The sequence below is a fragment of the Xanthobacter sp. genome (assembly GCF_041911315.1).
Taxonomy (GTDB): domain Bacteria; phylum Pseudomonadota; class Alphaproteobacteria; order Rhizobiales; family Xanthobacteraceae; genus Xanthobacter; species Xanthobacter aminoxidans.
Genome location: NZ_JAYRPE010000006.1, coordinates 120,724 through 142,253, shown reverse-complemented (window position 1 = coordinate 142,253; position 21,530 = coordinate 120,724). Strand labels below are relative to the sequence as shown.

The window sequence follows — 21,530 nt, the reverse complement described above, 5'->3', positions numbered from 1 at the left end:
TCTGAACCATGATCGAGACCTTCACCTACGAGGCCCTGCCCATCCGCGTCCGCTTCGGCCGCGGCGCCGTCGCCGAGGTCGGCGCCGAGGTGGCGCGGCTCGGCGCGCGGCGGGCGCTGGTGCTCACCACGCCGCAGCAGGCGGGGGAGGGTGAGCGCATCGGCAAGCTCATCGGCGAAAACTGCGCGGGGGTCTTCCCCGGCGCCACCATGCACACGCCGGTGGAGGTGACGGACAAGGCGCTCGATGCGCTGAAGGCGGCTGATGCGGATTGCGTCGTGGCGCTGGGCGGCGGCTCCACGACGGGGCTCGGCAAGGCGCTGGCCCTGCGTACCGGCGTGCCGCAGCTCGTCATCCCCACCACCTATGCCGGCTCGGAGATGACGCCCATCCTCGGTGAGACACAGGAGGGGCGCAAGACCACCATCCGCTCCCTCGACGTGCTGCCGGAAGCCGTGATCTACGACGTGGACCTTACGCTGACCCTGCCGGCCGGCCTCTCCGCCACCTCCGGCGTCAACGCCATCGCCCATGCGGTGGAGGCGCTCTACGCCCGTGATCGCAATCCGGTGATCTCGCTGATGGCGGAGGACGGCATCCGCACCCTCTCCTCTGCGCTGCCCATCCTCATCCACGAGCCGGCGAACATCGAGGCCCGCACCATGGCGCTTTACGGCGCGTGGCTGTGCGGCTGCTGCCTCGGTGCGGTGGGCATGGCGCTGCACCACAAGCTCTGCCACACGCTGGGCGGCACCTTCAATCTGCCGCACGCGGAGACGCACACCATCGTTCTCCCCCATGCGGTGGCCTACAACGCCCCCGCCGCGCCGGAGGCCATGGCCGCCATCACCCGCGCGCTCGGTGCGCCGGATGCGGCGCAGGGGCTGTTCGATCTGGTGCGGGCGCTGGGCGTGCCGCGCGCGCTCTCGGACATCGGCATGCCGGCGGACGGCATCGAGACCGCCGCCGACATCGCGGTGGAGAACCCCTACTGGAACCCGCGCCCTGTGACGCGCGATGGCATCCGCGACCTCATCGCCCGCGCCTATTCCGGCGAGCGGCCGGTGGCGGCGGTGCCAGCGGAGGAGGCGGCCTGATGGGCGCCCGCACCCTCATATCCGGCGCCACCATCCTGTCGATGGAGCCCGCCATCGGCGATCTGCCGAAGGGCGACATCCTGATCGAGGATGGCCGCATCGCCGCCATCGGGCCTGAGATTGCGGCGGCGGACGCGGAGCGGGTGGATGGGGCAGGGCGCATCTGCGTTCCCGGCTTCGTGAATGCCCACATGCACACCTGGCAGACGGGACTGCGCAGCCTTGCCGCCGACTGGACGCTGCTGGAATATTTCCGCTGGGTGCACGCCGGCCTCGCCACCCGCTTCCGGCCCGAGGACATCGGGATTGCGACGCTGGTGGGCGCGCTCGGGCAGATAGATGCCGGAACCACCACCCTGGTGGACTGGTGCCACAATAATCCCACGCCGGACCACACGGACGCGGCAGTGGAAGCGCTCGCCGAAAGCGGCATCCGCGCCGCCTTCTTCCACGGCTCCCCCAAGCCCGATCCGAAGCCCGGCGAGCCGCATTTCTCCGAAGTGCCGCACCCGCGCGCCGAGATCGAGCGCCTCATGCGCGGTCCGTTCGCCGGCACGGATGGGCTACTGACGCTGGGCCTCGCCATCCTGGGCCCGCATTATTCGACCATGGAGGTCGCCCGCGCCGATTTCCGGCTCGCCCGCGAGTTCGGCCTCGTCGCCTCCATGCATCAGGGTGGCGGCGCGGCGAAGACGCCGGGCGGCTGGGAGACGCTGATCGCCGAGGGGCTGGTCGGCCCGGCCATCAACGTCGTCCACGGCAACGATCTCTCCGACGAACTCTTCTCCCGCCTCGTGGACCTCGGCGCCTCCTTCTCCGTGACGCCGGAAAACGAGATGACGCAGGGCCACGGCTTCCCCGTCACCGGCCGCCTCCTGAAGCGCGGCGCCGCGCCCTCCCTCGGGGTGGATCTCGAAAGCGTGCTCGCCGGCGACATGATGGGCGTCGCGCGCATCGCGCTGGGCATGCAGCGGGTGCTGGACAATACGGACAGCCGCCGCGAGACCGGTGCCATTCCCTCCACCTCCACCGTTCGCGTGCGGCAGGCGCTGGAATGGATCACCATCGCGGGCGCGCGGATGCTCGGGCTCGACCATCGCATCGGCTCCCTCGCCCCCGGCAAGCAGGCCGACCTCGTGCTCATCGACGCCCGCGCGCTGCACCTCCAGCCGGTGCATGATCCCGTCGCCACGGTGGTGATGCAGGCCGGGCGCGGCGACGTGGAAGCGGTGATGATCGCCGGTCGTTTCATGAAAAAGAACAGGACGCTGCTCGCCACCGGCATCGACGAGAAGCTCGCCCGGCTTACCGCCTCGGGCGCGCGCATCGTCGATGAGCTCGGCCTCGGCAAAAAGGCGGCGTGAGGAGAGGATGATGGCTGACACTTTGACCCTCGGCTGGATCGGGCTCGGCAAGATGGGCCTGCCCATCTCCACCCGCCTTGCCGGCGCCGGCCGCGACATCGCCGGGTTCGACCGCGATCAGGAGCGCATCGCCGAGGCCGCCGCCGGCGGCGTCACCCCCGCCGCGACGCTGGCGGATGCGGCTGGCCGCGATATCGTCTTCACCTCGCTGCCCGACGACAAGGCGCTCCGCGCCGTGGCGCTGGACGGGCCGCTGCTCTCCGCCATGCGCAAGGGCGCGATCCTGGTGGAGACCTCGACGGTGAGCCCCGGCATCTCCGCCGAGCTGGGCGCCGCGGCGGAGCGGGCGGGCATCCACTATCTGCGCGCGCCCGTCTCCGGCAACGCCGCCATTGCCCACACCGGCAACCTCACCTGCTTCGTGTCCGGCCCGCGCGCGGCGTTCGACACGTTCGAGCCGGTGGCGCAGGACTTCACCCGCGCCCAGAAGTATCTCGGCACGCAAGAGGAGGCGCGCTACGCCAAGCTCTCCGTGAACCTGATGATCGCCGTCTCGGCGGCCATGATGGGCGAGAGCATCGTACTTGCGCGCAAGGGCAACCTCGCCTGGCAGGACATTCTCGACGTGCTCACCAACAGCGCGGTGGGCTCGCCCATGGTCCACTACAAGGCCAAGAGCCTTGAGACGCGCGACTTCAATTCCACTTTCTCCTGCCGGCAGATGGCCAAGGACCTCGACCTCATCGTCGGGGCCGGCCACGCCGCCGAGATGGCCATGCCCCTCGCCACGCTCACGCGGGAGATCTACGGCGCGCTCATCGGGCGCGGCGACGGGGAGGCGGACTTCATTGCACCGGTCCGCCTTGCCGAATGGCTTGCCGGACTGGGCGAGCCGGATCTCGACAAGAATGACGGGAGGCTCGCATGAGGAATTTCGACCAGTTTTCCATCACCGAGGCGGTGCTGGAGCGCGTCGCCAACGCGCCTGACGCCCGTGTCCGCGAGATCAGCGAGGCACTGGTCCGCCACCTGCACAATTTCGTCCGCGAGGTGCGCCCCACCCAGGCGGAATGGGAAAAGGGCATCGCTTTCCTCACCGACACCGGCCACATGTGCACCGGCACGCGGCAGGAGTTCATCCTGCTGTCGGACACGCTCGGTGTCTCCATGCTGGTGGACGCCATCAACCACGACCACCAGACGGCGGTCACCGAGAGCACCGTGCTCGGCCCCTTCTATGTGGAAGAGCCGCCGGAGGTGGCGAACGGCACCGATATTTCCGGGCACCTCGAGGGCGAGCCCATGTTCGTCTCCGGCTCGGTGGCGACCCTCGACGGCACGCCGCTGGTGAACGCCATCGTCGATGTCTGGCACTCGGACGTGGACGGCTATTACGACGTGCAGCATGAGGACAACGGCCTTGTGGCCCGCGCCCGCCTGCGCACGGACGATGCGGGCCGCTTCGCCTTCTGGTCCATCAAGCCCGCCGCCTATCCCATCCCGCACGACGGGCCGGTGGGCAAGATGCTGGAGGCGCAGGGCCGCCATCCGTGGCGACCGGCCCATGTGCATTTCATGATCGAGGCGCCCGGACACGAGAAGCTCGTGACCCATGTGTTCGTCGCCGGCGACGCCTATCTCGACAGCGATGCGGTGTTCGGCGTGAAGGACTCGCTCATCCGCGAGTTTGCCGCCCACGCATCGGGTGTCGCGCCGGACGGCCGGACGATGGATCAGCCCTGGTGCGCGCTGACCTACGATTTCAAGCTCAACCCCGTCTCCGCCGCGGCTTCGCAGGCGGCGTGAAGGGACGGACGGACGCGCAGCAAGCCCGGCCAACGGGACGCGCGAAGGGAGGAACGCATGTCTGCCCATATGCCCATCGCAGCGCATCCCATGGATGGCGTGCTGGCGCGGCTCGCGGAGATCGTCGGCGACCGGGCAACCCGCGCGCCCGGCGTGCTCGCCGACCACGGCCGCAGCGAGGCCTACCACGCGGCGACCCCGCCGGACGTGGTGGTGTTTCCCGAGACGACAGCCGAGGTGCAGGCCGTCGTGCGCCTGTGCTGTGAGCTGAAGGTGCCGGTCGTCGCGTTCGGAGCCGGCACCTCGCTGGAGGGCAATGCGGCGGCGCTGCACGGCGGCGTGTGCCTCGACATGGGGCGGATGAATGCGGTGCTGAAGGTGAATGCGGAGGACATGGACGTGACCGTCCAGCCCGGCATCACCCGCAAGCAGCTGAACGCGCAACTGCGCGACACGGGCCTGTTCTTTCCCATCGATCCCGGCGCCGATGCCTCCATCGGCGGCATGACCTCCACGCGGGCCTCGGGCACCATGGCGGTGCGCTACGGCACCATGAAGGACAATGTGCTGGCGCTGGAAGTGGTGCTGGCCGATGGCCGCGTCATCCGCACCGCGCAAAGGGCGCGCAAGTCCGCCGCCGGCTACGACCTCACCCGCCTGTTCGTTGGCGCGGAGGGCACGCTCGGTGTCATTACGCAGGTGACGCTGAAGCTGCATCCGCAACCGGAGGCCATCTCCTCCGCCGTCTGTGCCTTCCCCGACCTCAAGACGGCGGTGGACACGGCCATCGCCGTCATCCAGTCCGGCGTGCCGGTGGCGCGGGTGGAACTGCTCGACGCGGTGATGATGCGCGGCATGAACCTGCACGCCAAGCTCGGCCTGCCCGAGGTGCCGCATCTCTTCTTCGAGTTCCACGGCTCCAAGGCCTATGTGGCCGAGCAGGCGGAGACCACCGAGGCGCTGGCGACCGAGTTCGGCGGCGAAGGCTTCCAGTGGGCGACGACGCCGGAGGAGCGCAGCCGCCTCTGGCACGCCCGCGACAACACGCTCTATGCCGGCCTCGCGCTGCGCCCTGGCGCGAAGGCGATGATCACCGATGTCTGCGTGCCCATCTCGCGCCTCGCCGAATGCCTGGTGGAGACGGCGGCGGATATCGAAGAGACGGGCCTCACCGCCCCGGTGGTCGGCCATGTGGGCGATGGCAACTTCCACCTGCTGGTGCTGATCGATCCCGCCAGCGCCGAGGAATTGGCCCGTGCCAAAGCCTTCTGCGATCGCCTCGCCCGCCGCGCCATCGCGCTGGATGGCACCTGCACCGGCGAGCACGGCGTCGGTGTCGGCAAGATGGACTTCCTGCCGCTGGAACTGGGCGATGCGGTGGATGTCATGCGCCTCGTGAAGGGCGCGCTCGACCCCGACGGCATCCTCAATCCGGGCAAGATCTTCCGGCCCCGCGACAGACAGCAAGGAGACGCACCATGAGGGCGGTCATGGCAACGACGCCTCGCCTCGAGTTGGCCGCGCCCCCGGCCGTGCCCGGCACCCCCATTCTGGAGCTGAAGGGCATCTCCAAGACCTTTCCTGGCGTGAAGGCGCTGGATGACGTCTCGTTCGCCGTGTGGCCGGGCGAGGTGCACATGCTCCTCGGCGAGAACGGCGCCGGCAAGTCTTCGCTCATGAAGGTGCTGTGCGGCGCCTATCAGGCGGATGCCGGCGAATACTTCCACAATGGCGAGAAGGTGGAGATCCGCTCCCCCGCCGACGCGCGGCGCTTCGGCATCGCGGTGATCTTCCAGGAGTTTTCTCTCGTTCCCTATCTGGACGTGGCGCAGAACATCTTTCTCGGCCGTGAATTTTCCTCGCGCATCCCCGGCCTGACGGACCGCCGCCGCCTCTATCGCGAAGCGCAGAAGGTGCTCGATCTGATCGGCCTGGAGGTGGACCCGCGCACCAAGGTGCATCAGCTCGGCGTCGCCCAACAGCAGATGGTGGAGATCGGCAAGGCGCTGTCGCAGGATGCCCGCATCCTCGTCATGGACGAGCCCACCGCCGCGCTCTCCGACCGCGAGACCGAGCGCCTGTTCGAGGTGATGCGGCAGTTGCAGGCGAAGGGCGTCGCCCTCGTCTACATCTCGCACCGCATGGCCGAGGTGTTCGCCCTCGGCGACCGCATCACCGTGCTGCGCGACGGCAAGCTGGTGGGCCGCGCGCTCCCCGGCGAGACATCGCCGGACGAACTGGTGCGGATGATGGTCGGCCGCAACGTGGACATGTCCTATCCCCGCCGCTTCGCCACCGAGCCGGGCGAGGTGGTGCTGGAAACCAAGGGCCTGTCCTCCACCAACGGCATCCGCGACATCGACCTGAAGGTCCGCGCCGGCGAGATCGTCGGCCTGTGCGGCCTCGTCGGCTCCGGCCGCACGGAGGTGGCCCGCGCCATCTTCGGGGCGGACGCAGTGACGGCGGGCGAGGTCCGCATCTTCGGCAAGCCGAGGACCGGCGGGCCGGACGCCGCGGCCTTTGCCGGCGTGGGCCTCATCCCGGAGAGCCGCAAGGCGGAGGGCCTGGCCCTCATCCGCACGGTCAGCGACAACCTCGCCGTGGCCGGCCTGCCCAAGCTCTTCCCCAACATGATGTTCTCGCCCGGCAAGGCCCGGCGCTCGGCGCAGGAGCTGATCCAGCGCCTGCGTATCGCCACGCCCTCGCCGAACCAGAGCGTTGCCGTCCTCTCCGGCGGCAACCAGCAGAAGGTGGTGATCGGCAAGTGGCTCGCCGCCGGCACGCGCCTGTTCATCTTCGACGAACCCACCCGGGGCATCGACGTGGGCGCCAAGTCAGAGATCTTCGCCCTCATCGACCAACTGGTGGCCGAAGGGGCGGCGGTGCTCATGATCTCTTCCGAGCAGGCGGAGATCGTCCATGTCTGCGACCGCGCTTACGTCATGCGCGGCAAGCGCATCGTCGGCGAGCTTGGCCGCGCCGACCTCTCCGAAGAGAACATCGTCCGAATGGGGATGCATGATGAGTGACCACGCCCTCTCCCCCTCTACCCCCGCGCGGCCGCGCATCCCCGCCGTGCCCGGCGTCGCCGTGGCGCTCGTCGGCCTCAGTATGCTGTTCGCGGTGGCGAGCCCCGGCTTCCTCACCGCCGGCAACCTCTCCAACATCCTGGTGCAGTCGGTGATCCTGCTGCTCCTCGCGCTGCCCATGACGCTCATCATCATGACGGAGGGGTTGGACCTCTCCATGGGCGCGGTGCTCACCCTCGCCTCGCTGGTGCTGGCGCTGATCGTGGTGGCCACCCAGTCGCTGATGCTCGGTCTCGCCGGGGCGCTCGGCGTGGGCCTGGCCTTCGGGCTCGCCAACGGCTGGCTGGTGGCGTCGCTGGGCATCCCGCCCTTCGTCGCCACCCTCGGCACGCTGGGCGCGGCGCAGGGGCTCGCGCTCATCGTCTCGGACGGGCAGAGCGTGGTGGGCATCCCGCGCTTCGTGCGGCTGGTCTATTCCGGCGAGGTGGCGGGCATTCCCAACCCCATCCTCATCGGCGCGGGCTTCTACGCCCTGTTCCATGTGCTGCTCTACCACACCCGCTTCGGCACCTATGTGTGCGCGCTGGGCGGCAACCGCGAGGCGCTGACGCTGGCCGGCGTCAAGTGGAAGCGGCTGCTGATCTCCGTCTACATGCTGGGCGGAGCCATGGCCGGCGTCGCGGCCCTCCTGATGACGGCGCGCATGAATGCCGGCCATCCCACCGCCGCCATCGGCATGGAGTTCGACGCTATTGCCGCCGTGGCGCTGGGCGGCACCTCCTTCGAGAAGGGCAACGGCTGGATCTTCGGCACCCTCATGGGCGTGCTCACCGTGGGCGTGCTGCGCAATGGGTTGAACCTCATGGCCGTGCCTTCCTCGGTGCAGGTGGCCTGCATCGGCGTCCTCGTCATCTTCGCCCTCTTCCTCGACGGCATGCGGAGCAAGAAGTCATGAGCCTCGCCGGCGACGTCTCCGCGGGCACGCCCCGCATCCATCTGTCCAAGGACATGCAGCAGCTCCTCTACCGGCTGCTGGCGGCGGGCCTCCTGTGCGTGGCGCTGAGCGTCGCGACGGATGCCTTCTTCACCACCAACAACATCCTCAACGTCCTGCGGCAGGCGAGCCTCCTGTTCTTCCTCGCCTCCGGGCTCACGCTGGTGATCCTCACCGGGGGGCTCGATCTCTCTGTGGGCGCGAACATCGGGCTGTCCGCCTGCCTTGCCGCCACCGTCATCAAGGCCACCGGCTCGCCGGCGCTGGGCACGCTCACCGGGCTGGCCAGCGGCTGCGCCATCGGCATCTGCAACGGGCTGATGGTGGCGAAGCTGCGCATCCCCTCCTTCATCGCCACCTACGGCATGCTGTGGGTGCTGCACGGCGTCACCTATTACTACATGGCCGGCGAGACCATTCACGGCTTCCCGCCCGGCTTCCGCCATATCGGTTCGGGCTATTTCCTCGGCATCCCGATCCCGGTCTACCTGATGATCGGCTTTCTCATCGCCGGCACCGTCTTCGCCCAGCGCACCGTGTGGGGCCAGCAGATCTATGCCATCGGCGCGAACCCCATGGCGGCACGGCTCTCGGGCATTCCCGTGGATCGCCGCCTGATCCTCGTCTACGCCTTCTCCGGCGCCATGGCGGGCGTCGCGTCCATCGTCTTCCTCGCCCGGCTGAACTCGGCCGAGGGGGACATCGGCGAGGCGATGACGCTGCCGGCCATCGCGGCGGTGCTCATCGGCGGCGCATCGCTCTTCGGCGGGGTGGGCAGCGTGTTCGGCACCTTCGTCGGCGCGCTCATCCTTACGCTGGTGCTGAACGGCATGAACCTGCTCGCCGTGAACGCCAGCTGGCAGCCTTTGGTGACGGGCGTGATCGTCATCTTCGCCGTCTGGCTCGACATGGTCGGGCGCAAGCGGTCCTGAAGCGTAATCCAAGTCAAACGCCAAACAGTCAAACGCCAAATATCAAGAATCGGAGGAAGACCCCATGAATAAATCGAAGTCGAACTTCAGGCTCATCGTCGCGGCGCTGCCGGTGGCGCTCCTGTCCACCGGCGCGCTGGCCGCGGACGAGACCATCGCGGTCTTCACCAAGAACCAGACCAACCCCTATTTCCAGACCGTGCGCGTGGGCGCCGAGGTGGCGGCCAAGTCCATGGGCGCCAAGGTGGTGCACTACATTCCCACCAAGCCGGACTCGATCCCCGAGCAGCTCAGCCAGATCGAGGACGTGATCGTGAAGAAGCCCAGCGCGATCGTCTTCGTGCCGGTGGACTACAAGGCCATGGTGCCGGGCGTGGAGCAGATCAACGACGCCAAGATCCCGGTGGTGAACGTCACCGACCGCTCGGCCGGCGGCAAGTTCCTCGCCTTCGTCGGCGCCGACGACTACAGCCTCGGCCTCGAGACCGGCCGCTACCTGCTCAAGGAGATGGGCGGCAAGGGTAATGTGGTGATCCTGGAGGGCGTGAAGGGCTCGCTCACCAACATCGACCGGGTGCGCGGCTTCAATGACGCCATCAAGGAAAACAAGGACGTGAAGCTGCTGGCGAGCCAGCCCGCCAACTACCAGCGCCTGCAGGGCCTGCAGGTGATGGAAAATCTGATGCAGTCCCATCCGCAGATCGACGGCGTGCTCGCCGCCAACGACGCCATGGCCATCGGCGCCATAGAGGCGCTGGACGGCGCCAATCGCAAGGCCAAGGTCATCGGCATCAATGGCACCAAGGAGGCGATCGACGCCATCAAGGCCGGCAAGCTGCTCGCCTCGGGCGACTACAACGGCTTCGTACAGGGCTGCATCGGCACCATGGTGGCCATCCGCTCCCTGCGCAATGAGGCCATCGTAAACGAAGTGGTGCTGAAGCCGACCGTGGTCAACGCCTCCAACTACCAGCCCTACGACGTGCCGCTGGAGGCCCGCACCTGCCCGAGCTGGGCGGACGCCGCCGCCATGGCCACCAAGGCGCCCACCAAGACCAACTGATCACCTGACGCCGTTCTGAGAAGACGGCGTGTTATCACCCGGACGGGGCGACACCGGCTTGAGGCCGCGTGCCGCCCCGCTCGCGAAGGAGCCTCTCTCATGCTGTTCGCCATCCACGGTGTCGATCGCCAAGGCGCGCTCGACACCCGCCTCGCCCATTACGAGGCACACAAGGCCTTCCTGTCCGACACCTCGGCGTTCGGGGTGGAGATCGTCATGTCCGGCCCGCTGGTGGCGGATGACGGAACCACGATGATCGGCAGCCTGTTCCTCATCGAGGCGCCGGACCGCGCCGCCGTCGAGGCGTTCAACGCGGCCGATCCCTTCAAGAAGGCGGACATCTGGGAGCGCGTGACGATCACCGGCTTCCTGCGTCGCCAGGGTTGAGCGGCCAATCTCATTTCAAGGAGACGACACATGTCCAGCGATGCCCGCCCGATCCGGGTGGTGGGAATTTCCGGCAGCCTGCGCAAGGGCTCCTACAACACGATGGCCCTCAAGGCGGCCATGGATCTCGCGCCCGAAGGCATGACCATCGAGGTGGCCGAGATCGGCGATCTGCCGCATTACAATGACGATGTGCGCCTCGCCGGCTATCCCGCTGAGGTGGAGCGCTTCCGCGCCCAGCTGACGGCAGCGGACGCCATCCTGTTCGTGACGCCGGAGTACAATTACTCCATCCCCGGCGTGCTGAAGAATGCCATCGACTGGGCCTCGCGCCCGCCGAACCAGCCGTTCGACAACAAGCCCGTGGCCATCATGGGCGCCAGCATGGGCGTGCTCGGCACCGCGCGGGCGCAGTATCAGCTGCGGCAGATGCTGGTGTTCCTCAACGCCTTCCCGCTGAACAAGCCGGAAGTGATGATCGGCGCCGCCCAGACCAAGTTCGACGCCTCAGGCGCCCTGACGGACGAGGCGACGGCGGACTTCATCCGCCAGCTCCTCACCGCGCTCGCCGCCTGGACCGAGCGGCTGCGCTGACCTGAAGCTGACGTGCTCCTGAAGCTGGCCTGCCCCTGAAACGGCAGCGGCGAGAGGCATTGCCCCTCGCCGCTGCTTTTTGTTGCCTACCGGAAGGGCCGATCACACCCGCTCCAGCGCCACCGCGATGCCCTGGCCGACGCCGATGCACATGGTGCTGAGCGAGCGCTTCCCGCCGGTGAGCGACAGTTCCAGCGCCGCCGTGCCGGTGATGCGCGCGCCGGACATGCCGAGGGGATGGCCCAGCGCGATGGCGCCGCCATTGGGGTTCACCCGCGCATCGTCGTCGGCGATGCCGAGGTCGCGCAGGGTGGCGAGGCCCTGGGAGGCGAAGGCCTCGTTCAGCTCGATCACGTCGAAATCGGCCGGGGTGAGGCCGAGGCGCGCCATCAGCTTCTTGGAGGCCGGCGCCGGGCCGATGCCCATGATGCGCGGCGGCACGCCGGCCGCAGCTCCGCCCAGCACGCGGGCGATGGGGGTGAGGCCGTACTTCGCGGCCGTCTCCGCGTCGGCGAGGATCAGCGCGGCGGCACCGTCATTGACGCCCGAGGCATTGCCGGCCGTCACCGTGCCGCCCTTGCGGAACGGGGTGGAGAGCTTGGCCAGCGCCTCGATGGTGGTCGCGCGCGGATGCTCGTCGCGCTCCACGAGGATGGGGTCGCCCTTTCGCTGGGGGATGGCCACGGGAACGATCTCCCGCGCCAGCCGCCCGTTTGCCTGCGCGGCGGCGGCCTTGGCCTGCGAGCGCAAGGCGAAGGCGTCCTGATCGGCGCGGTTGATGGCGAAGTCCTCGGCCACGTTCTCGCCGGTCTCCGGCATGGAATCCACGCCGTACTGCGCCTTCATCAGCGGGTTCACGAAGCGCCAGCCGATGGTGGTGTCGTGGATCTCCGCATGGCGGGAGAAGGCCGTGTCCGCCTTCGGCATGACGAACGGGGCGCGGGACATGGATTCCACCCCGCCGGCGATCATCAGCGAGGCCTCGCCCGCCTTGATGGCGCGGGCGGCGGCGATGATGGCATCCATGCCCGAGCCGCACAGGCGGTTGATGGTGGTGCCGGGCACGCCGACCGGAAGGCCGGCGAGCAGCAGCGACATGCGTGCGACGTTGCGATTGTCCTCGCCCGCCTGGTTGGCGCAGCCGAAGATCACATCGTCCACGGCGCCGAAATCCACGCCGGGATTGCGCGCCATGAGCGCCTTGAGCGGCACCGCGCCGAGGTCATCCGCCCGCACCGAGGCGAGCGCGCCGCCGAAGCGGCCGATGGGCGTGCGGACATAGTCGCAGATGAAGACGTCCTTCATTGCGTGCTCCTACAGCTCGGGGACGACGAGATCGGCCACGGGGCCGGCGATGACCAGCTCGGCCCCGGTGAGGGACTGGAGCTTTTCGAGCGTGATGGTGGGCAGCTTTTCGCGCAGCACGAAGCGGCCGCCCTCGATGTCCACCACGGCGAGGCTGGTATAGACCCGCGTGACGCAGCCGACGCCGGTGAGGGGCAGGGTGCAGCGGTCCAGCAGCTTCGGCTCGCCGGACTTGGTGACGTGCTCGGTGATGACGGCGACGCGCTTGGCGCCATGCACGAGGTCCATGGCCCCGCCCACCGCCGGAACGCCCTTGGCGCCGACGCTCCAATTGGCGAGGTCGCCGTTCTGCGCCACCTGGTAGGCGCCGAGAATGGCGACATCCAGATGCCCGCCGCGCACCATGGCGAAGCTGTCCGCATGGTGGAAGAAGGCCGAGCCGGGCTTCAGCGTCACCGCCTTCTTGCCGGCATTGATGAGGTCCCAGTCTTCCTCGCCCGCGGGCGGCTCCTGGCCGAAGTCGAGGATGCCGTTCTCGGTGTGGTAGATCACTTCCCGGCCGGCCGGCTGATAGCGCGCGACCATCTCGGGAAAGCCGATGCCGAGGTTCACATAGGCCCCGTCGGCGATGTCCTGCGCCGCGCGCCAGGCGATCTGGGCGTTGGAGAGCTTGGTATCGTCGCTGGCGGTCATGGATAGGTTGCTCCGGCGCGGTTCAGCAGCTCTTCCTGGGCGGGGTTGGTCACTTCCACCACGCGCGAGACGAAGATGCCGGGGGTGACGACGTGTTCCGGGTCGATGGTGCCGGGCGGCACCAACTGCGACACCTGCACGATGGCGTGCCGCGCGGCCGTGCACATGAGCGGGCCGAAATTGCGGGCCGCCTTGTTGTAGGTAAGGTTGCCGAGGCGATCGCCGAGATGCGCCTTCACCAGCGCGAAATCGGCCTTCAGCCAGCGCTCCTGCACATAGGGGCGGCCGTCGAACTCGGCGGTCGGCTTCCCCTTGGCCAACTCAGTGCCGTAGGAGGTGGGCGTGTAGAAGGCCGGAATGCCGGCGCCGCCCGCGCGGATGCGCTCGGCGAGCGTGCCCTGCGGCACCAGCTCCAGCGCGATGTCCCCGGCGAGATACTTCTGGGTGAAGACACGCGGGTCCGCCGAACGGGGGAAGGAGCAGATGAGCTTGCCCACCATCCCGACCTCGATCATGGCAGCGAGGCCCACATGGCCGTTTCCGGCATTGTTGTTGACCACCGTGAGGTTGCGCGGCGAGCCGGTCTTCACGAAGCGGTCAATGAGGGCGTGGATCAGCTCGATGGGCGCGCCGGAGCCGCCGAAGCCTCCGATCATCACCGTGGCGTTGTCGCCGATGTCGGCCACCGCCTCCGCGGGTGTGGCGATCGTCTTGTCCATGGACATCCCTGTTGCGCCTGGGGCGGCGCCCCTTTCGATACCCGACGAATAAAAAACACCGCCCTCGACTTCAATCCGTTTTGTGCGATATAGGAAGTTTGTTGACATATCGCACAAACGAGAGGCCGCCGTGACCGGCATTTCCCAGCGCGACACCATGGGCGGCCTCGCCAAGGGGCTTTCGGTGATCGAGACCTTCACCGCCGAGCGCCCACGCCAGTCCATCGCCGAGGTGTCGGCGGCAAGCGGCCTTGACCGGGCGACGGCGCGGCGCTGCCTGCTCACCCTCGCTCATCTCGGGTATGCGGACTACGACGGCAAGTTCTTCACCCTGACGCCCCGCGTGCTCAGGCTCGGCACCGCGTGCCTCGCGGCCATGCCGCTGCCGCAGATGGTGCAGCCCTGGCTCGACCGGCTGTCCGAGGAGCTGGGGGAGAGTTCATCCGTCTCCGTCCTCGATGAGGATGAGATCGTCTATGTCGCGCGCGCGGCGCAGCGCAAGGTGATGTCCATCGCCCTTATGCCCGGCTCGCGCCTGCCGGCCTATTGCACCTCGATGGGGCGCGTGCTGCTCGCTGCCTTGCCGGAGGCCGAGGCCCTGCGCCGCCTGCGTTTGCGGCCGCTGGTCGCGCGCACGCCGCTGACGCTGACCGACCCCGATGCGGTTATGGCCGAGCTGAAGGGCGCGCGGGAGCGGGGATATGCCGTGATCGACCAGGAGGTTGAACTCGGCCTGCGCTCCATCGCGGTGCCGCTCCTCAATGCGCGGGGCGTCGCCGTGGCGGCGCTCAACCTCGGCCTGCCCGCACTCGCGGGGGACGTGGAAACGCTGTCGGCCCGCTATCTTCCGGCGCTCGTTCGCGTTCAGGGGGAAATCCGCAAGATCCTGCGATAGGGCCCTGAGAGCGCAGGCGCCGCAGCGCGCCGTGCCTCTTCCGGCTGAGGCACGAGAGGGCCTTGCTCGAACTCTCTGACAGGAGAAGAAGTCATTCTGGCGGCTGCTGAAAGTGTCATTGCGGTAGGGGAAGTCTGATCGCGATCGATCTCGGCGAGCAGCTGTTCAACACCTTCGCTTTGTGCCGCGACCTGATCCGCCAGGCGCCGGTGCGGGTGGACAGCCGCGAGGAACTGCAAACCGAGCTGCAACGCGCCTCCGGTGGCGTCATCTTCACCACGATCCAGAAGTTCGCGCCCGGCATCGGCGAGACGTGCGACCCAAGCCTCGCATCGACGCCGAGATTGAGGGGCTGAGTGAGGATCAGGCCGTCACCGAGCAGGAGGCCATCAAGCGCAAGTGGGAAACCATCGAAGCTCTCGTCGGCGCTCGCAAGCGGCTGAAGATGATCGCCGAGGATCTGGTGCAGCACTTGGAAAACCGCTTCGCCGCCCGCGACGGCAAGGCCATGGTGGTGTGCATGAGCCGGCGCATCTGCGTTGCGCTCTATGACGAGATCATCGCGCTTCGCCCAAGGCCTCTGCAGTCAGCAATTAATTGCTTCTAAAGCGCGGCCAGGACGCGCTCGATGGGGTCATCCGTGCACAGCAGCAAAGAGACCGGGCCATGCAGCATTTCAAGTTCTGCAGCATCATCGCCGCTGCAATTCTCCTGGGCCCCGTATCGAGCGCCGGAGCGGCAGAGCTTGTGAAGGCCCGCCTCGCACAGAACCTCGCCCCCATCTCGGCGCTGACCATCGTCGCCAAGGCGCAGGGCCTGTTCGAGAAGGAAGGCCTCGATGTCTCGGTGAGCAATTTCACCAGTGGCAAGCAGGCTCTCGACACGGTGATCGGGGGCGGCGCCGACATCGCCACCACGGCAGAAGCGCCGGTCACGGCAGCCGCCATGGCCGGCCAGCCCATCGCCTTCGTGGCGGGCATGGAATATTCGGACATCAAGACGCTGACAGCGAAGAAGGCGGCCATTAAGTCGTTCGCCGATCTCAAGGGCAAGAAGATCGCCTACACCGCCGGGACTGGCAGCGAGGTCTACACAACCGAGCTGCTGAAGAAGGCGGGCCTCACCAGCAAGGATGTCACGCTGGTCAATCTGAAGCCCCAGGAGATGCTGCCCGCGCTGGCGGCCGGAAGCATCGACGCCTACGACACCTGGGAGCCGCACATCGCCAACGGCCGGAAGGCGCTCGGTGACGATGTCGCGCTGCTCGATACCAAGGGCGTCTATTCCGAGACCTTCAACATCGTGGTGATGCAGGATTATCTGAAGGCCAATCCGCAGATCGTCTCCAAATTCCTCGCCGCGCTCATCGCTGCCGAAGCGTGGGTGAAGGCGCATCCCGAAGAGGCGATCGAGGTCGTTTCGAAGGCCGTGGGCATGAAGCCGGAGGATCTGAAGCCGATCTGGAGCGACTATGTCTATCAGGTCGGCATCGGGGCGAAGCAGATCGATGCCCTCAAGGCCCATGCCCAGTGGCGTCTCGATACGAAGAACCATCCGCCCGGCGTGACCGGCGTCCCGGACTTCGCGGTGGTTCTTTTTCCCGACCCCCTGCGCAAGCTGGACGCCGCCCGCGTCACCTACAAGCTCAACTGAAGCGCCGGCATCATGGCTGATATCTCCACCCCGGCGGCGCTCTCCCCTCGCGGGGGTGGCGCACTCCCCGCCGCGGGGGCGAAACGGCGGCGCAATGCCCGGCTGAGCCAGCGGATCAACATGGCGGTGGGGCTCGTCTCCATCCCGCTTTTCCTGATGGTCTGGCAACTGATCGCGCAGGCGAGGATCGTCAATCCCATCCTCTTTCCCGCCCCCACCGAAGTTGCACGCGCGGCGATGGAATGGGTCACGAGCGGCCTGTTCGTCGAGGACGCGGTGGCGAGCCTGAAGCGTGTGGCCACCGGCTATCTCGTCGGGTCCGTCGTCGGCGTGGGATGCGGCCTGCTCACCGGTCGCTCTGCCTTCTTCTCCGGGCTGCTCGGCCCGCTGTTCCAGGTGCTGCGGCCCATCCCGCCCATCGCCTTCGTCTCCATCGTCATCCTGTGGTTCGGGCTGTCGGAGGGCGGGAAGGTCTTTCTGATCGTCTGGGGTGTGTTCTTCACCGTCTGGCTGTCCACCCATCTCGGCGTCCAGAAGGTGGACCAGGGACTGGTGCGCGCCGCCCAGATGCTCGGCACGCCACGCCGCCGGCTGGTGGGCGAGGTGGTGTTGCTGAGCGCGCTGCCCTTCATCGTCGTGGGCCTGCGCACGGCGGTGGGCATTTCCTTCTACACGCTGGTGGCGGCGGAGCTGGCGGGCGCGTTCGCCGGCATCTTCTATCGTATCCAGCTGGCCCAGCAGAACATGCAGACGGGCCTCGTCTTCGCCGGCCTCGCGGCGCTGGGCCTGATCTCCTTCATCGCCGATCGCTGCTTCGCGATGCTGGCGCAGCGCCTGGTGTGGTGGCGATGAGCATCATTTCCATGATCCGCAAGCCCGTGCCTGTCCCGGTGAGGGAGGCGGGCGAGGTGGAAATCGACGTGCGCGATGTCACCATCGCGTTCGAGCGGGACGGTGGCGAACTCGTGCCCGCCGTGGACCGGGTGTCCTTTCAGGTGCGCCGGGGCGAGTTCATCTGCCTGCTGGGGCCGTCGGGCTGCGGAAAGTCCACCCTCCTCAATGCCGTTGCCGGCTTCGAGACGCCCTATGAGGGCGAGGTGGTGGTGGGCACGAAGGTCGTCACGGGGCCGGGACCGGATCGCGGTGTCGTGTTCCAGCAGCCCCGGCTGTTTCCCTGGAAGTCGGTGCGGGCGAACGTGGCGCATGGCCCGCGCATGGCCGGCAAATCACGGGCCGACGCCGGGGCCATCGCCGACGAGCTGATCGAGATGGTCGGTCTTTCGCGGTCCGCCAAGGCCCTTCCGCACACGCTCTCGGGCGGCATGCAGCAGCGCGTCGCCATCGCCCGCGCGCTCGCCAACCGGCCGAACATCCTGTTGATGGACGAGCCGTTCGGCGCGCTGGATGCCCAGACCCGCACGGTGATGCAGGAGGGCCTGCTTCGGCTGTGGGCGCAGCTGGACACCACGATCCTCTTCGTCACGCACGATATCGACGAGGCCGTGCTGCTGGCGGACCGGGTGCTCGTCATGTCAGCGGGGCCGGGGCGCATCGTCCGCGACCTCGCCGTGGATCTGCCGCGGCCGCGCGCCATCGAGACCACGCTGGGGGCCCGCTTCCAGGCGCTTCGCCGGGAGTGTCTCGACCTCATCCGACAGCAGAGCCAGAAGGCCTTCGAAGGGACCCACGATGCTTGACAAGGTTGCCCCCACGGTCCGCCCTCCGCGAAGCGGCTTCGCGACCGCCCGTGCCGCTCTCGCCGATGGCGCCGATCCGGTGGCGCTGGCGCTTGATGCGGCGGATCGCGCCCAGGCGGCGGCCGGGGATGGCATCTTCACCGCTTTGGTCCCCCGTGCCGAGGTGGAGCGGAAGGCCGCTGCCGCCGCCGCCCGCGCGCGGGCCGGCGAGGTCCTCCCACTGCTCGGCCTCACCTTCTCGGTGAAGGACAATCTGCACGTGGCGGGGATGGTGACGACGCTCAATTGCCCCGTGGTCGCCATGGCGCCACGGGAAAGCGCGCTGGCCATTACCCGCCTGGAGGCGGCCGGGGCCGTGCTGATCGGCAAGAACACCCTGGACCAGTTTGCGACGGGCCTGAACGGCACGCGCAGCCCCGAGCCCCTGTGTCGCAACGCGCTCGACCCCGCCTTCATCCCCGGCGGGTCCAGCTCCGGCTCCGGCGTGGCCGTGGCGGCCGGCATCGTTTCCTTCTCGCTGGGGAGCGACACGGGCGGGTCGGGACGCGTTCCAGCAGCCTGCAATGGCATCGTGGGGCTGAGGCCATCCCTCGGGCTCGTGAGCACGCGCGGTGCCGTCTACAACAGCCGCCTGCTCGATTGCATTCCCATCTTCGCGACCAATGTGGACGACGCGAGCGAGATTCTCGGCCTGATCGCCGGCTATGACCCGCTCGATCCCTGGAGCCGCCGCGATGCGGACGCCATCGGAACCGCGCCGGTGCCGGCGTCGTCCGCGCGCCTCGCCATTCCGCGCCGGGACCAGATGCGCTTCTTCGGCGATGCTGATGCCGAGGCTGCCTTCGCCGCCAATCTCGACCGCCTGCGCGGGCTCGGCTTCACGCTGGAGGAGATCGATTTCGCGCCGTTCGAGGAGGCGGGGCGGCTGGTGTTCCAGTCCGCGCTGGTGGCCGAGCGCCTCGTCGAGTACGAGGAGATCATCACGACCCACCGCGACGCCATTCACCCGGCCGCGCTCGCCGCCATCGAGCCGGGGCGCGGCTATTCCGCGAAGCAGGCGTTCGAGACGCTGTACCGGATGCGTGAGCTTAAGCACGCGGCCGAAATCGCGCTCGCCGATTTTGCCGCCTTCGTGGTGCCGACGGTGCCGACCATCTACACCATCGACGAGATGCTGGCCGACCCGATGGTGCGCAATGGGGTGATGGGCACCTACACCTATTTCGTCGGTCCCATGGACCTGTGCGCCATCGCGGCGCCGGGCGCTCCGGCGCGCGCAGGCCTGCCCTCATCGCTCAGCTTCATCGGGCTCTCCGGGCAGGATGGTGTCGTTTCGGGGCTCGCCCGGCAGTTTCAGCGGCAGGTGTAACCCTGCCCCTCCCGCGCCGAGGGATCACCCCACCGGCGCGGCGCCGCTCTGCTGGTGGGCGAACGCCTTCAGCGTCTCCGACCGGATATGGGCGAAGCATTCCCGCTTGATGGCGACGAATGCCTCAGAGAACTGCACCTCCGGCGTGCGCGGGCGCGGAATGTCCACGCGGATGTCGGCGACGATGCGACCGGGGTTGGCGCTCATCACCACCACACGGTCGCCGAGGAAGATGGCTTCCTCGATGTCGTGGGTGATGAACAACACGGTGGTGCGGAACTCCGCCCAGATGTTCAGGAGCGCTTCCTGCATCATCGCCCGTGTCTGGGCATCCAGCGCACCGAACGGCTCGTCCATGAGCAACACGCGCGGGTAATTGGCGAGCGCGCGAGCGATGCCCACGCGCTGCTGCATGCCGCCCGAAAGCTCGGACGGATAGTGCTTCTCGAACGCGGCAAGGCCCACGAGGGACAGGAAGGTCCGCGCCGTCTGCTCCGCCGTCGAGGTGCTCCCGGTGGACATGAGCGGGCCGAAGGCCACATTGTCCAGCACACTCTTCCAGGGGAACAACGTCGCCTGCTGGAACACCATGCCCCGATCCGCGCCGGGGCCGCGGATGGTCTCGCCATCCACTTCCAGCAGCCCGCGCGCGGCGGGCACGAAGCCCGCCACCGCATTGAGCACCGTCGACTTGCCGCAGCCGGACGGACCGAGCACGCAGACGAATTCGCCCGGCTCCACGTCGAGGTCGAAACGCTCCACCACCGTCCGCCGCGCGGCGCCCTCGCCATAGGCGATGGAGAGGTCTTTCAGCTGCAGCCGGCCTCGCCCCGGTGCGGGGGCGAGGTGCGTGGGCAGGGGAGGGGGCGGGGCCATGGAGATGGCCTCCCGGATGCCGCTCATTTGCCGAGCGCCTTCGCGAGGTAGGACGGATCGATGAAGGCCGCGTAGCCGGCCCGGTCCATCACGGAGGGGAGCCGCCCCTGGTCCTTCAGGAAGGTCGCGGTGGCGAGCATGGTGTCGGCGAACTGGCCGATCTGGCCGGGCGTGCCGAGATAGTCCTTCGTGATCTGCTCGGGGCAGGGCACCATGGTTGTGCCCTTCATCATGCGCTCGGCATCCTCGGGCGGCAGGGACAATTCCTTGGCGATGATGTCCACCGTCTCCTTCGGGTGCTTCAGCCAGTAGTCGATGCCCTCGCATTCCGCCTTCACGTAGGCGACCACCTGATCGGGATACTTGGCGGCGAAGTCGTTCATCACCACGCCCACGTCCCACGTGGGATAGCCGCGCTTCGCCATCTCCCCGCTGGTGAGGAAGATCTCGCCGCCGTTCTTCACGATCTTGTCGAGGTTGGGCTCCCAGATCCATGCCGCGTCGATGTCCTTGCGCAGCCAGGCGGCGACGGCATCGGAGGGCGACAGATCGATGAGCTTCACGTCGGTGGGGTTCACCCCCGCCTCTTTCAGCGCCGCGATGAACAGATAATGGGTGGTGGAGCCGAAGGGGGCGGCTGCCGTCTTGCCGGCGAGGTCCTTCAGCGACTTGATGTTCTTGTCGGAACGCACGGCCAGGGATTCCACCGGGCCGAGCATGTTCAGCACGAAGATGCCCTTGTAGGGCAAAGCGCGGGTGGCGCCGAGGGTGAAGGGCGGATTGCCGACGCCGCCGAAATCCACCTGGTTCGCGGCCACGGCGCGGTTCATGTCGCCGCCCGAGCCGAATTTGACCCACTTGATGGGCACGCCGGATTTCTCATGCAGGCCCAGCGCCTTGGTGACGAGCTGGGCATTGACCAGGTTGAGATAGCCGATGGTGATCCCCTCCGGCTTCTGCTGCGCCTGCGCGCCAGCCGAAAGGCCGAGGGAGAAGGCGGCGGCGGCAAGCAGAAGGGAAGCCGTGCGTCGAAGCGATGTCATCTCAGTCTCCAGTC

Annotated in this window: 23 protein-coding genes; 18 read left to right on the top strand and 5 right to left on the bottom strand. The window is 68.0% G+C overall.

What is annotated here, in order from left to right; genetic code table 11:
* Positions 1 to 8: 8 nt before the first annotated feature.
* From ACE3QW_RS03045 to ACE3QW_RS02995, 11 genes are all read left to right on the top strand, one after another.
* Positions 9 to 1,097: a maleylacetate reductase gene (locus ACE3QW_RS03045; protein WP_374250382.1), complete on the top strand. Its 1,089-nt coding sequence runs from the start codon at positions 9 to 11 to the stop codon at positions 1,095 to 1,097.
* Positions 1,097 to 2,461 (top strand): amidohydrolase family protein, encoded by a 1,365-nt coding sequence (locus tag ACE3QW_RS03040; RefSeq protein ID WP_374250381.1) that lies wholly within the window; start codon positions 1,097 to 1,099, stop codon positions 2,459 to 2,461. The genes ACE3QW_RS03045 and ACE3QW_RS03040 overlap by 1 nt, the downstream gene beginning before the upstream one ends.
* Positions 2,462 to 2,471: 10 nt before the next feature.
* Positions 2,472 to 3,389 (top strand): NAD(P)-dependent oxidoreductase, encoded by a 918-nt coding sequence (locus ACE3QW_RS03035; protein ID WP_374250379.1) that lies wholly within the window; start codon positions 2,472 to 2,474, stop codon positions 3,387 to 3,389.
* Positions 3,386 to 4,267: an intradiol ring-cleavage dioxygenase gene (locus tag ACE3QW_RS03030; RefSeq protein WP_374250378.1), complete on the top strand. Its 882-nt coding sequence runs from the start codon at positions 3,386 to 3,388 to the stop codon at positions 4,265 to 4,267. Before ACE3QW_RS03035 ends, ACE3QW_RS03030 begins: the two co-directional genes overlap by 4 nt.
* Positions 4,268 to 4,357: 90 nt before the next feature.
* Positions 4,358 to 5,749, top strand: a complete 1,392-nt coding sequence (locus ACE3QW_RS03025) for an FAD-linked oxidase C-terminal domain-containing protein (RefSeq protein ID WP_374250400.1) — start codon at positions 4,358 to 4,360, stop codon at positions 5,747 to 5,749.
* An 8-nt stretch (positions 5,750 to 5,757) separates the two neighbouring features.
* The gene (locus ACE3QW_RS03020) at positions 5,758 to 7,296 is read left to right on the top strand and encodes a sugar ABC transporter ATP-binding protein (RefSeq protein ID WP_029555545.1); all 1,539 of its coding nucleotides are present in this window, start codon (positions 5,758 to 5,760) and stop codon (positions 7,294 to 7,296) included.
* Positions 7,289 to 8,251 carry an ABC transporter permease gene (locus ACE3QW_RS03015; RefSeq protein ID WP_374250377.1) on the top strand — a complete coding sequence of 321 codons (963 nt, stop codon included), beginning with the start codon at positions 7,289 to 7,291 and terminating at the stop codon, positions 8,249 to 8,251. Before ACE3QW_RS03020 ends, ACE3QW_RS03015 begins: the two co-directional genes overlap by 8 nt.
* Complete coding sequence (locus ACE3QW_RS03010; RefSeq protein ID WP_374250376.1) at positions 8,248 to 9,222, top strand: ABC transporter permease; 975 nt, start codon at positions 8,248 to 8,250, stop codon at positions 9,220 to 9,222. Before ACE3QW_RS03015 ends, ACE3QW_RS03010 begins: the two co-directional genes overlap by 4 nt.
* Before the next feature lie 64 nt (positions 9,223 to 9,286).
* On the top strand, positions 9,287 to 10,285 hold the full coding sequence (locus tag ACE3QW_RS03005) for a sugar ABC transporter substrate-binding protein (protein WP_374250375.1): 999 nt from the start codon (positions 9,287 to 9,289) through the stop codon (positions 10,283 to 10,285).
* Positions 10,286 to 10,384: 99 nt separating this feature from the next.
* A complete protein-coding gene (locus ACE3QW_RS03000; RefSeq protein WP_296582041.1) occupies positions 10,385 to 10,672 on the top strand; it encodes a YciI family protein in 288 nt (95 codons plus the stop codon).
* Positions 10,673 to 10,702: 30 nt separating this feature from the next.
* A complete protein-coding gene (locus ACE3QW_RS02995; protein ID WP_374250374.1) occupies positions 10,703 to 11,266 on the top strand; it encodes an NADPH-dependent FMN reductase in 564 nt (187 codons plus the stop codon).
* Positions 11,267 to 11,368: 102 nt separating this feature from the next.
* Here ACE3QW_RS02995 and pcaF read toward each other — a convergent pair whose 3' ends face one another.
* Genes pcaF through ACE3QW_RS02980 form a run of 3 tightly spaced genes read right to left on the bottom strand, consistent with a single transcriptional unit; the run spans position 11,369 to position 13,983 of the window.
* On the bottom strand, positions 11,369 to 12,571 hold the full coding sequence (gene pcaF / locus ACE3QW_RS02990) for a 3-oxoadipyl-CoA thiolase (RefSeq protein ID WP_250168723.1): 1,203 nt from the start codon (positions 12,569 to 12,571) through the stop codon (positions 11,369 to 11,371).
* A 9-nt stretch (positions 12,572 to 12,580) separates the two neighbouring features.
* On the bottom strand, positions 12,581 to 13,264 hold the full coding sequence (locus ACE3QW_RS02985; RefSeq protein ID WP_024280635.1) for a 3-oxoacid CoA-transferase subunit B: 684 nt from the start codon (positions 13,262 to 13,264) through the stop codon (positions 12,581 to 12,583).
* A complete protein-coding gene (locus ACE3QW_RS02980; RefSeq protein ID WP_374250373.1) occupies positions 13,261 to 13,983 on the bottom strand; it encodes a 3-oxoacid CoA-transferase subunit A in 723 nt (240 codons plus the stop codon). The genes ACE3QW_RS02985 and ACE3QW_RS02980 overlap by 4 nt, the downstream gene beginning before the upstream one ends.
* Positions 13,984 to 14,140: 157 nt before the next feature.
* Between ACE3QW_RS02980 and ACE3QW_RS02975 the strand changes: the two genes are divergently transcribed.
* The 7 genes from ACE3QW_RS02975 (at position 14,141) to ACE3QW_RS02945 (ending at position 19,597) form a co-directional block, all read left to right on the top strand.
* Positions 14,141 to 14,878: an IclR family transcriptional regulator C-terminal domain-containing protein gene (locus ACE3QW_RS02975; RefSeq protein ID WP_029555537.1), complete on the top strand. Its 738-nt coding sequence runs from the start codon at positions 14,141 to 14,143 to the stop codon at positions 14,876 to 14,878.
* 179 nt (positions 14,879 to 15,057) lie between these two features.
* Positions 15,058 to 15,234, top strand: a complete 177-nt coding sequence (locus ACE3QW_RS02970) for a hypothetical protein (RefSeq protein WP_374250372.1) — start codon at positions 15,058 to 15,060, stop codon at positions 15,232 to 15,234.
* Positions 15,192 to 15,485 (top strand): hypothetical protein, encoded by a 294-nt coding sequence (locus tag ACE3QW_RS02965; RefSeq protein WP_374250371.1) that lies wholly within the window; start codon positions 15,192 to 15,194, stop codon positions 15,483 to 15,485. Before ACE3QW_RS02970 ends, ACE3QW_RS02965 begins: the two co-directional genes overlap by 43 nt.
* Positions 15,486 to 15,544: 59 nt before the next feature.
* Positions 15,545 to 16,531 (top strand): ABC transporter substrate-binding protein, encoded by a 987-nt coding sequence (locus tag ACE3QW_RS02960; RefSeq protein WP_374250370.1) that lies wholly within the window; start codon positions 15,545 to 15,547, stop codon positions 16,529 to 16,531.
* Positions 16,532 to 16,543: 12 nt separating this feature from the next.
* A complete protein-coding gene (locus tag ACE3QW_RS02955; RefSeq protein WP_374250369.1) occupies positions 16,544 to 17,383 on the top strand; it encodes an ABC transporter permease in 840 nt (279 codons plus the stop codon).
* On the top strand, positions 17,380 to 18,228 hold the full coding sequence (locus tag ACE3QW_RS02950; RefSeq protein WP_081762864.1) for an ABC transporter ATP-binding protein: 849 nt from the start codon (positions 17,380 to 17,382) through the stop codon (positions 18,226 to 18,228). The genes ACE3QW_RS02955 and ACE3QW_RS02950 overlap by 4 nt, the downstream gene beginning before the upstream one ends.
* Positions 18,221 to 19,597 carry an amidase family protein gene (locus ACE3QW_RS02945; protein WP_374250368.1) on the top strand — a complete coding sequence of 459 codons (1,377 nt, stop codon included), beginning with the start codon at positions 18,221 to 18,223 and terminating at the stop codon, positions 19,595 to 19,597. The genes ACE3QW_RS02950 and ACE3QW_RS02945 overlap by 8 nt, the downstream gene beginning before the upstream one ends.
* 24 nt (positions 19,598 to 19,621) lie before the next feature.
* Here the strand turns inward: ACE3QW_RS02945 and ACE3QW_RS02940 are convergent, their stop codons facing one another.
* Both ACE3QW_RS02940 and ACE3QW_RS02935 read right to left on the bottom strand, forming a co-directional pair.
* The gene (locus tag ACE3QW_RS02940; protein WP_374250367.1) at positions 19,622 to 20,500 is read right to left on the bottom strand and encodes an ABC transporter ATP-binding protein; all 879 of its coding nucleotides are present in this window, start codon (positions 20,498 to 20,500) and stop codon (positions 19,622 to 19,624) included.
* Complete coding sequence (locus ACE3QW_RS02935) at positions 20,497 to 21,516, bottom strand: aliphatic sulfonate ABC transporter substrate-binding protein (RefSeq protein ID WP_374250366.1); 1,020 nt, start codon at positions 21,514 to 21,516, stop codon at positions 20,497 to 20,499. The genes ACE3QW_RS02940 and ACE3QW_RS02935 overlap by 4 nt, the downstream gene beginning before the upstream one ends.
* Between the last annotated feature and the right edge of the window lie 14 nt (positions 21,517 to 21,530).

Bases quoted from the DNA above. Each gene is read 5' to 3' on its own strand.
- ACE3QW_RS03045 (WP_374250382.1), top strand. From the start codon at position 9: ATGATCGAGACCTTCACCTACGAGGCCCTGCCCATCCGCGTCCGCTTC.
- ACE3QW_RS03040 (WP_374250381.1), top strand. From the start codon at position 1,097: ATGGGCGCCCGCACCCTCATATCCGGCGCCACCATCCTGTCGATGGAG.
- ACE3QW_RS03035 (WP_374250379.1), top strand. From the start codon at position 2,472: ATGGCTGACACTTTGACCCTCGGCTGGATCGGGCTCGGCAAGATGGGC.
- ACE3QW_RS03030 (WP_374250378.1), top strand. From the start codon at position 3,386: ATGAGGAATTTCGACCAGTTTTCCATCACCGAGGCGGTGCTGGAGCGC.
- ACE3QW_RS03025 (WP_374250400.1), top strand. From the start codon at position 4,358: ATGGATGGCGTGCTGGCGCGGCTCGCGGAGATCGTCGGCGACCGGGCA.
- ACE3QW_RS03020 (WP_029555545.1), top strand. From the start codon at position 5,758: ATGGCAACGACGCCTCGCCTCGAGTTGGCCGCGCCCCCGGCCGTGCCC.
- ACE3QW_RS03015 (WP_374250377.1), top strand. From the start codon at position 7,289: ATGAGTGACCACGCCCTCTCCCCCTCTACCCCCGCGCGGCCGCGCATC.
- ACE3QW_RS03010 (WP_374250376.1), top strand. From the start codon at position 8,248: ATGAGCCTCGCCGGCGACGTCTCCGCGGGCACGCCCCGCATCCATCTG.
- ACE3QW_RS03005 (WP_374250375.1), top strand. From the start codon at position 9,287: ATGAATAAATCGAAGTCGAACTTCAGGCTCATCGTCGCGGCGCTGCCG.
- ACE3QW_RS03000 (WP_296582041.1), top strand. From the start codon at position 10,385: ATGCTGTTCGCCATCCACGGTGTCGATCGCCAAGGCGCGCTCGACACC.
- ACE3QW_RS02995 (WP_374250374.1), top strand. From the start codon at position 10,703: ATGTCCAGCGATGCCCGCCCGATCCGGGTGGTGGGAATTTCCGGCAGC.
- pcaF (WP_250168723.1), bottom strand. From the start codon at position 12,571: ATGAAGGACGTCTTCATCTGCGACTATGTCCGCACGCCCATCGGCCGC.
- ACE3QW_RS02985 (WP_024280635.1), bottom strand. From the start codon at position 13,264: ATGACCGCCAGCGACGATACCAAGCTCTCCAACGCCCAGATCGCCTGG.
- ACE3QW_RS02980 (WP_374250373.1), bottom strand. From the start codon at position 13,983: ATGGACAAGACGATCGCCACACCCGCGGAGGCGGTGGCCGACATCGGC.
- ACE3QW_RS02975 (WP_029555537.1), top strand. From the start codon at position 14,141: ATGGGCGGCCTCGCCAAGGGGCTTTCGGTGATCGAGACCTTCACCGCC.
- ACE3QW_RS02960 (WP_374250370.1), top strand. From the start codon at position 15,545: ATGCAGCATTTCAAGTTCTGCAGCATCATCGCCGCTGCAATTCTCCTG.
- ACE3QW_RS02955 (WP_374250369.1), top strand. From the start codon at position 16,544: ATGGCTGATATCTCCACCCCGGCGGCGCTCTCCCCTCGCGGGGGTGGC.
- ACE3QW_RS02950 (WP_081762864.1), top strand. From the start codon at position 17,380: ATGAGCATCATTTCCATGATCCGCAAGCCCGTGCCTGTCCCGGTGAGG.
- ACE3QW_RS02945 (WP_374250368.1), top strand. From the start codon at position 18,221: ATGCTTGACAAGGTTGCCCCCACGGTCCGCCCTCCGCGAAGCGGCTTC.
- ACE3QW_RS02940 (WP_374250367.1), bottom strand. From the start codon at position 20,500: ATGAGCGGCATCCGGGAGGCCATCTCCATGGCCCCGCCCCCTCCCCTG.
- ACE3QW_RS02935 (WP_374250366.1), bottom strand. From the start codon at position 21,516: ATGACATCGCTTCGACGCACGGCTTCCCTTCTGCTTGCCGCCGCCGCC.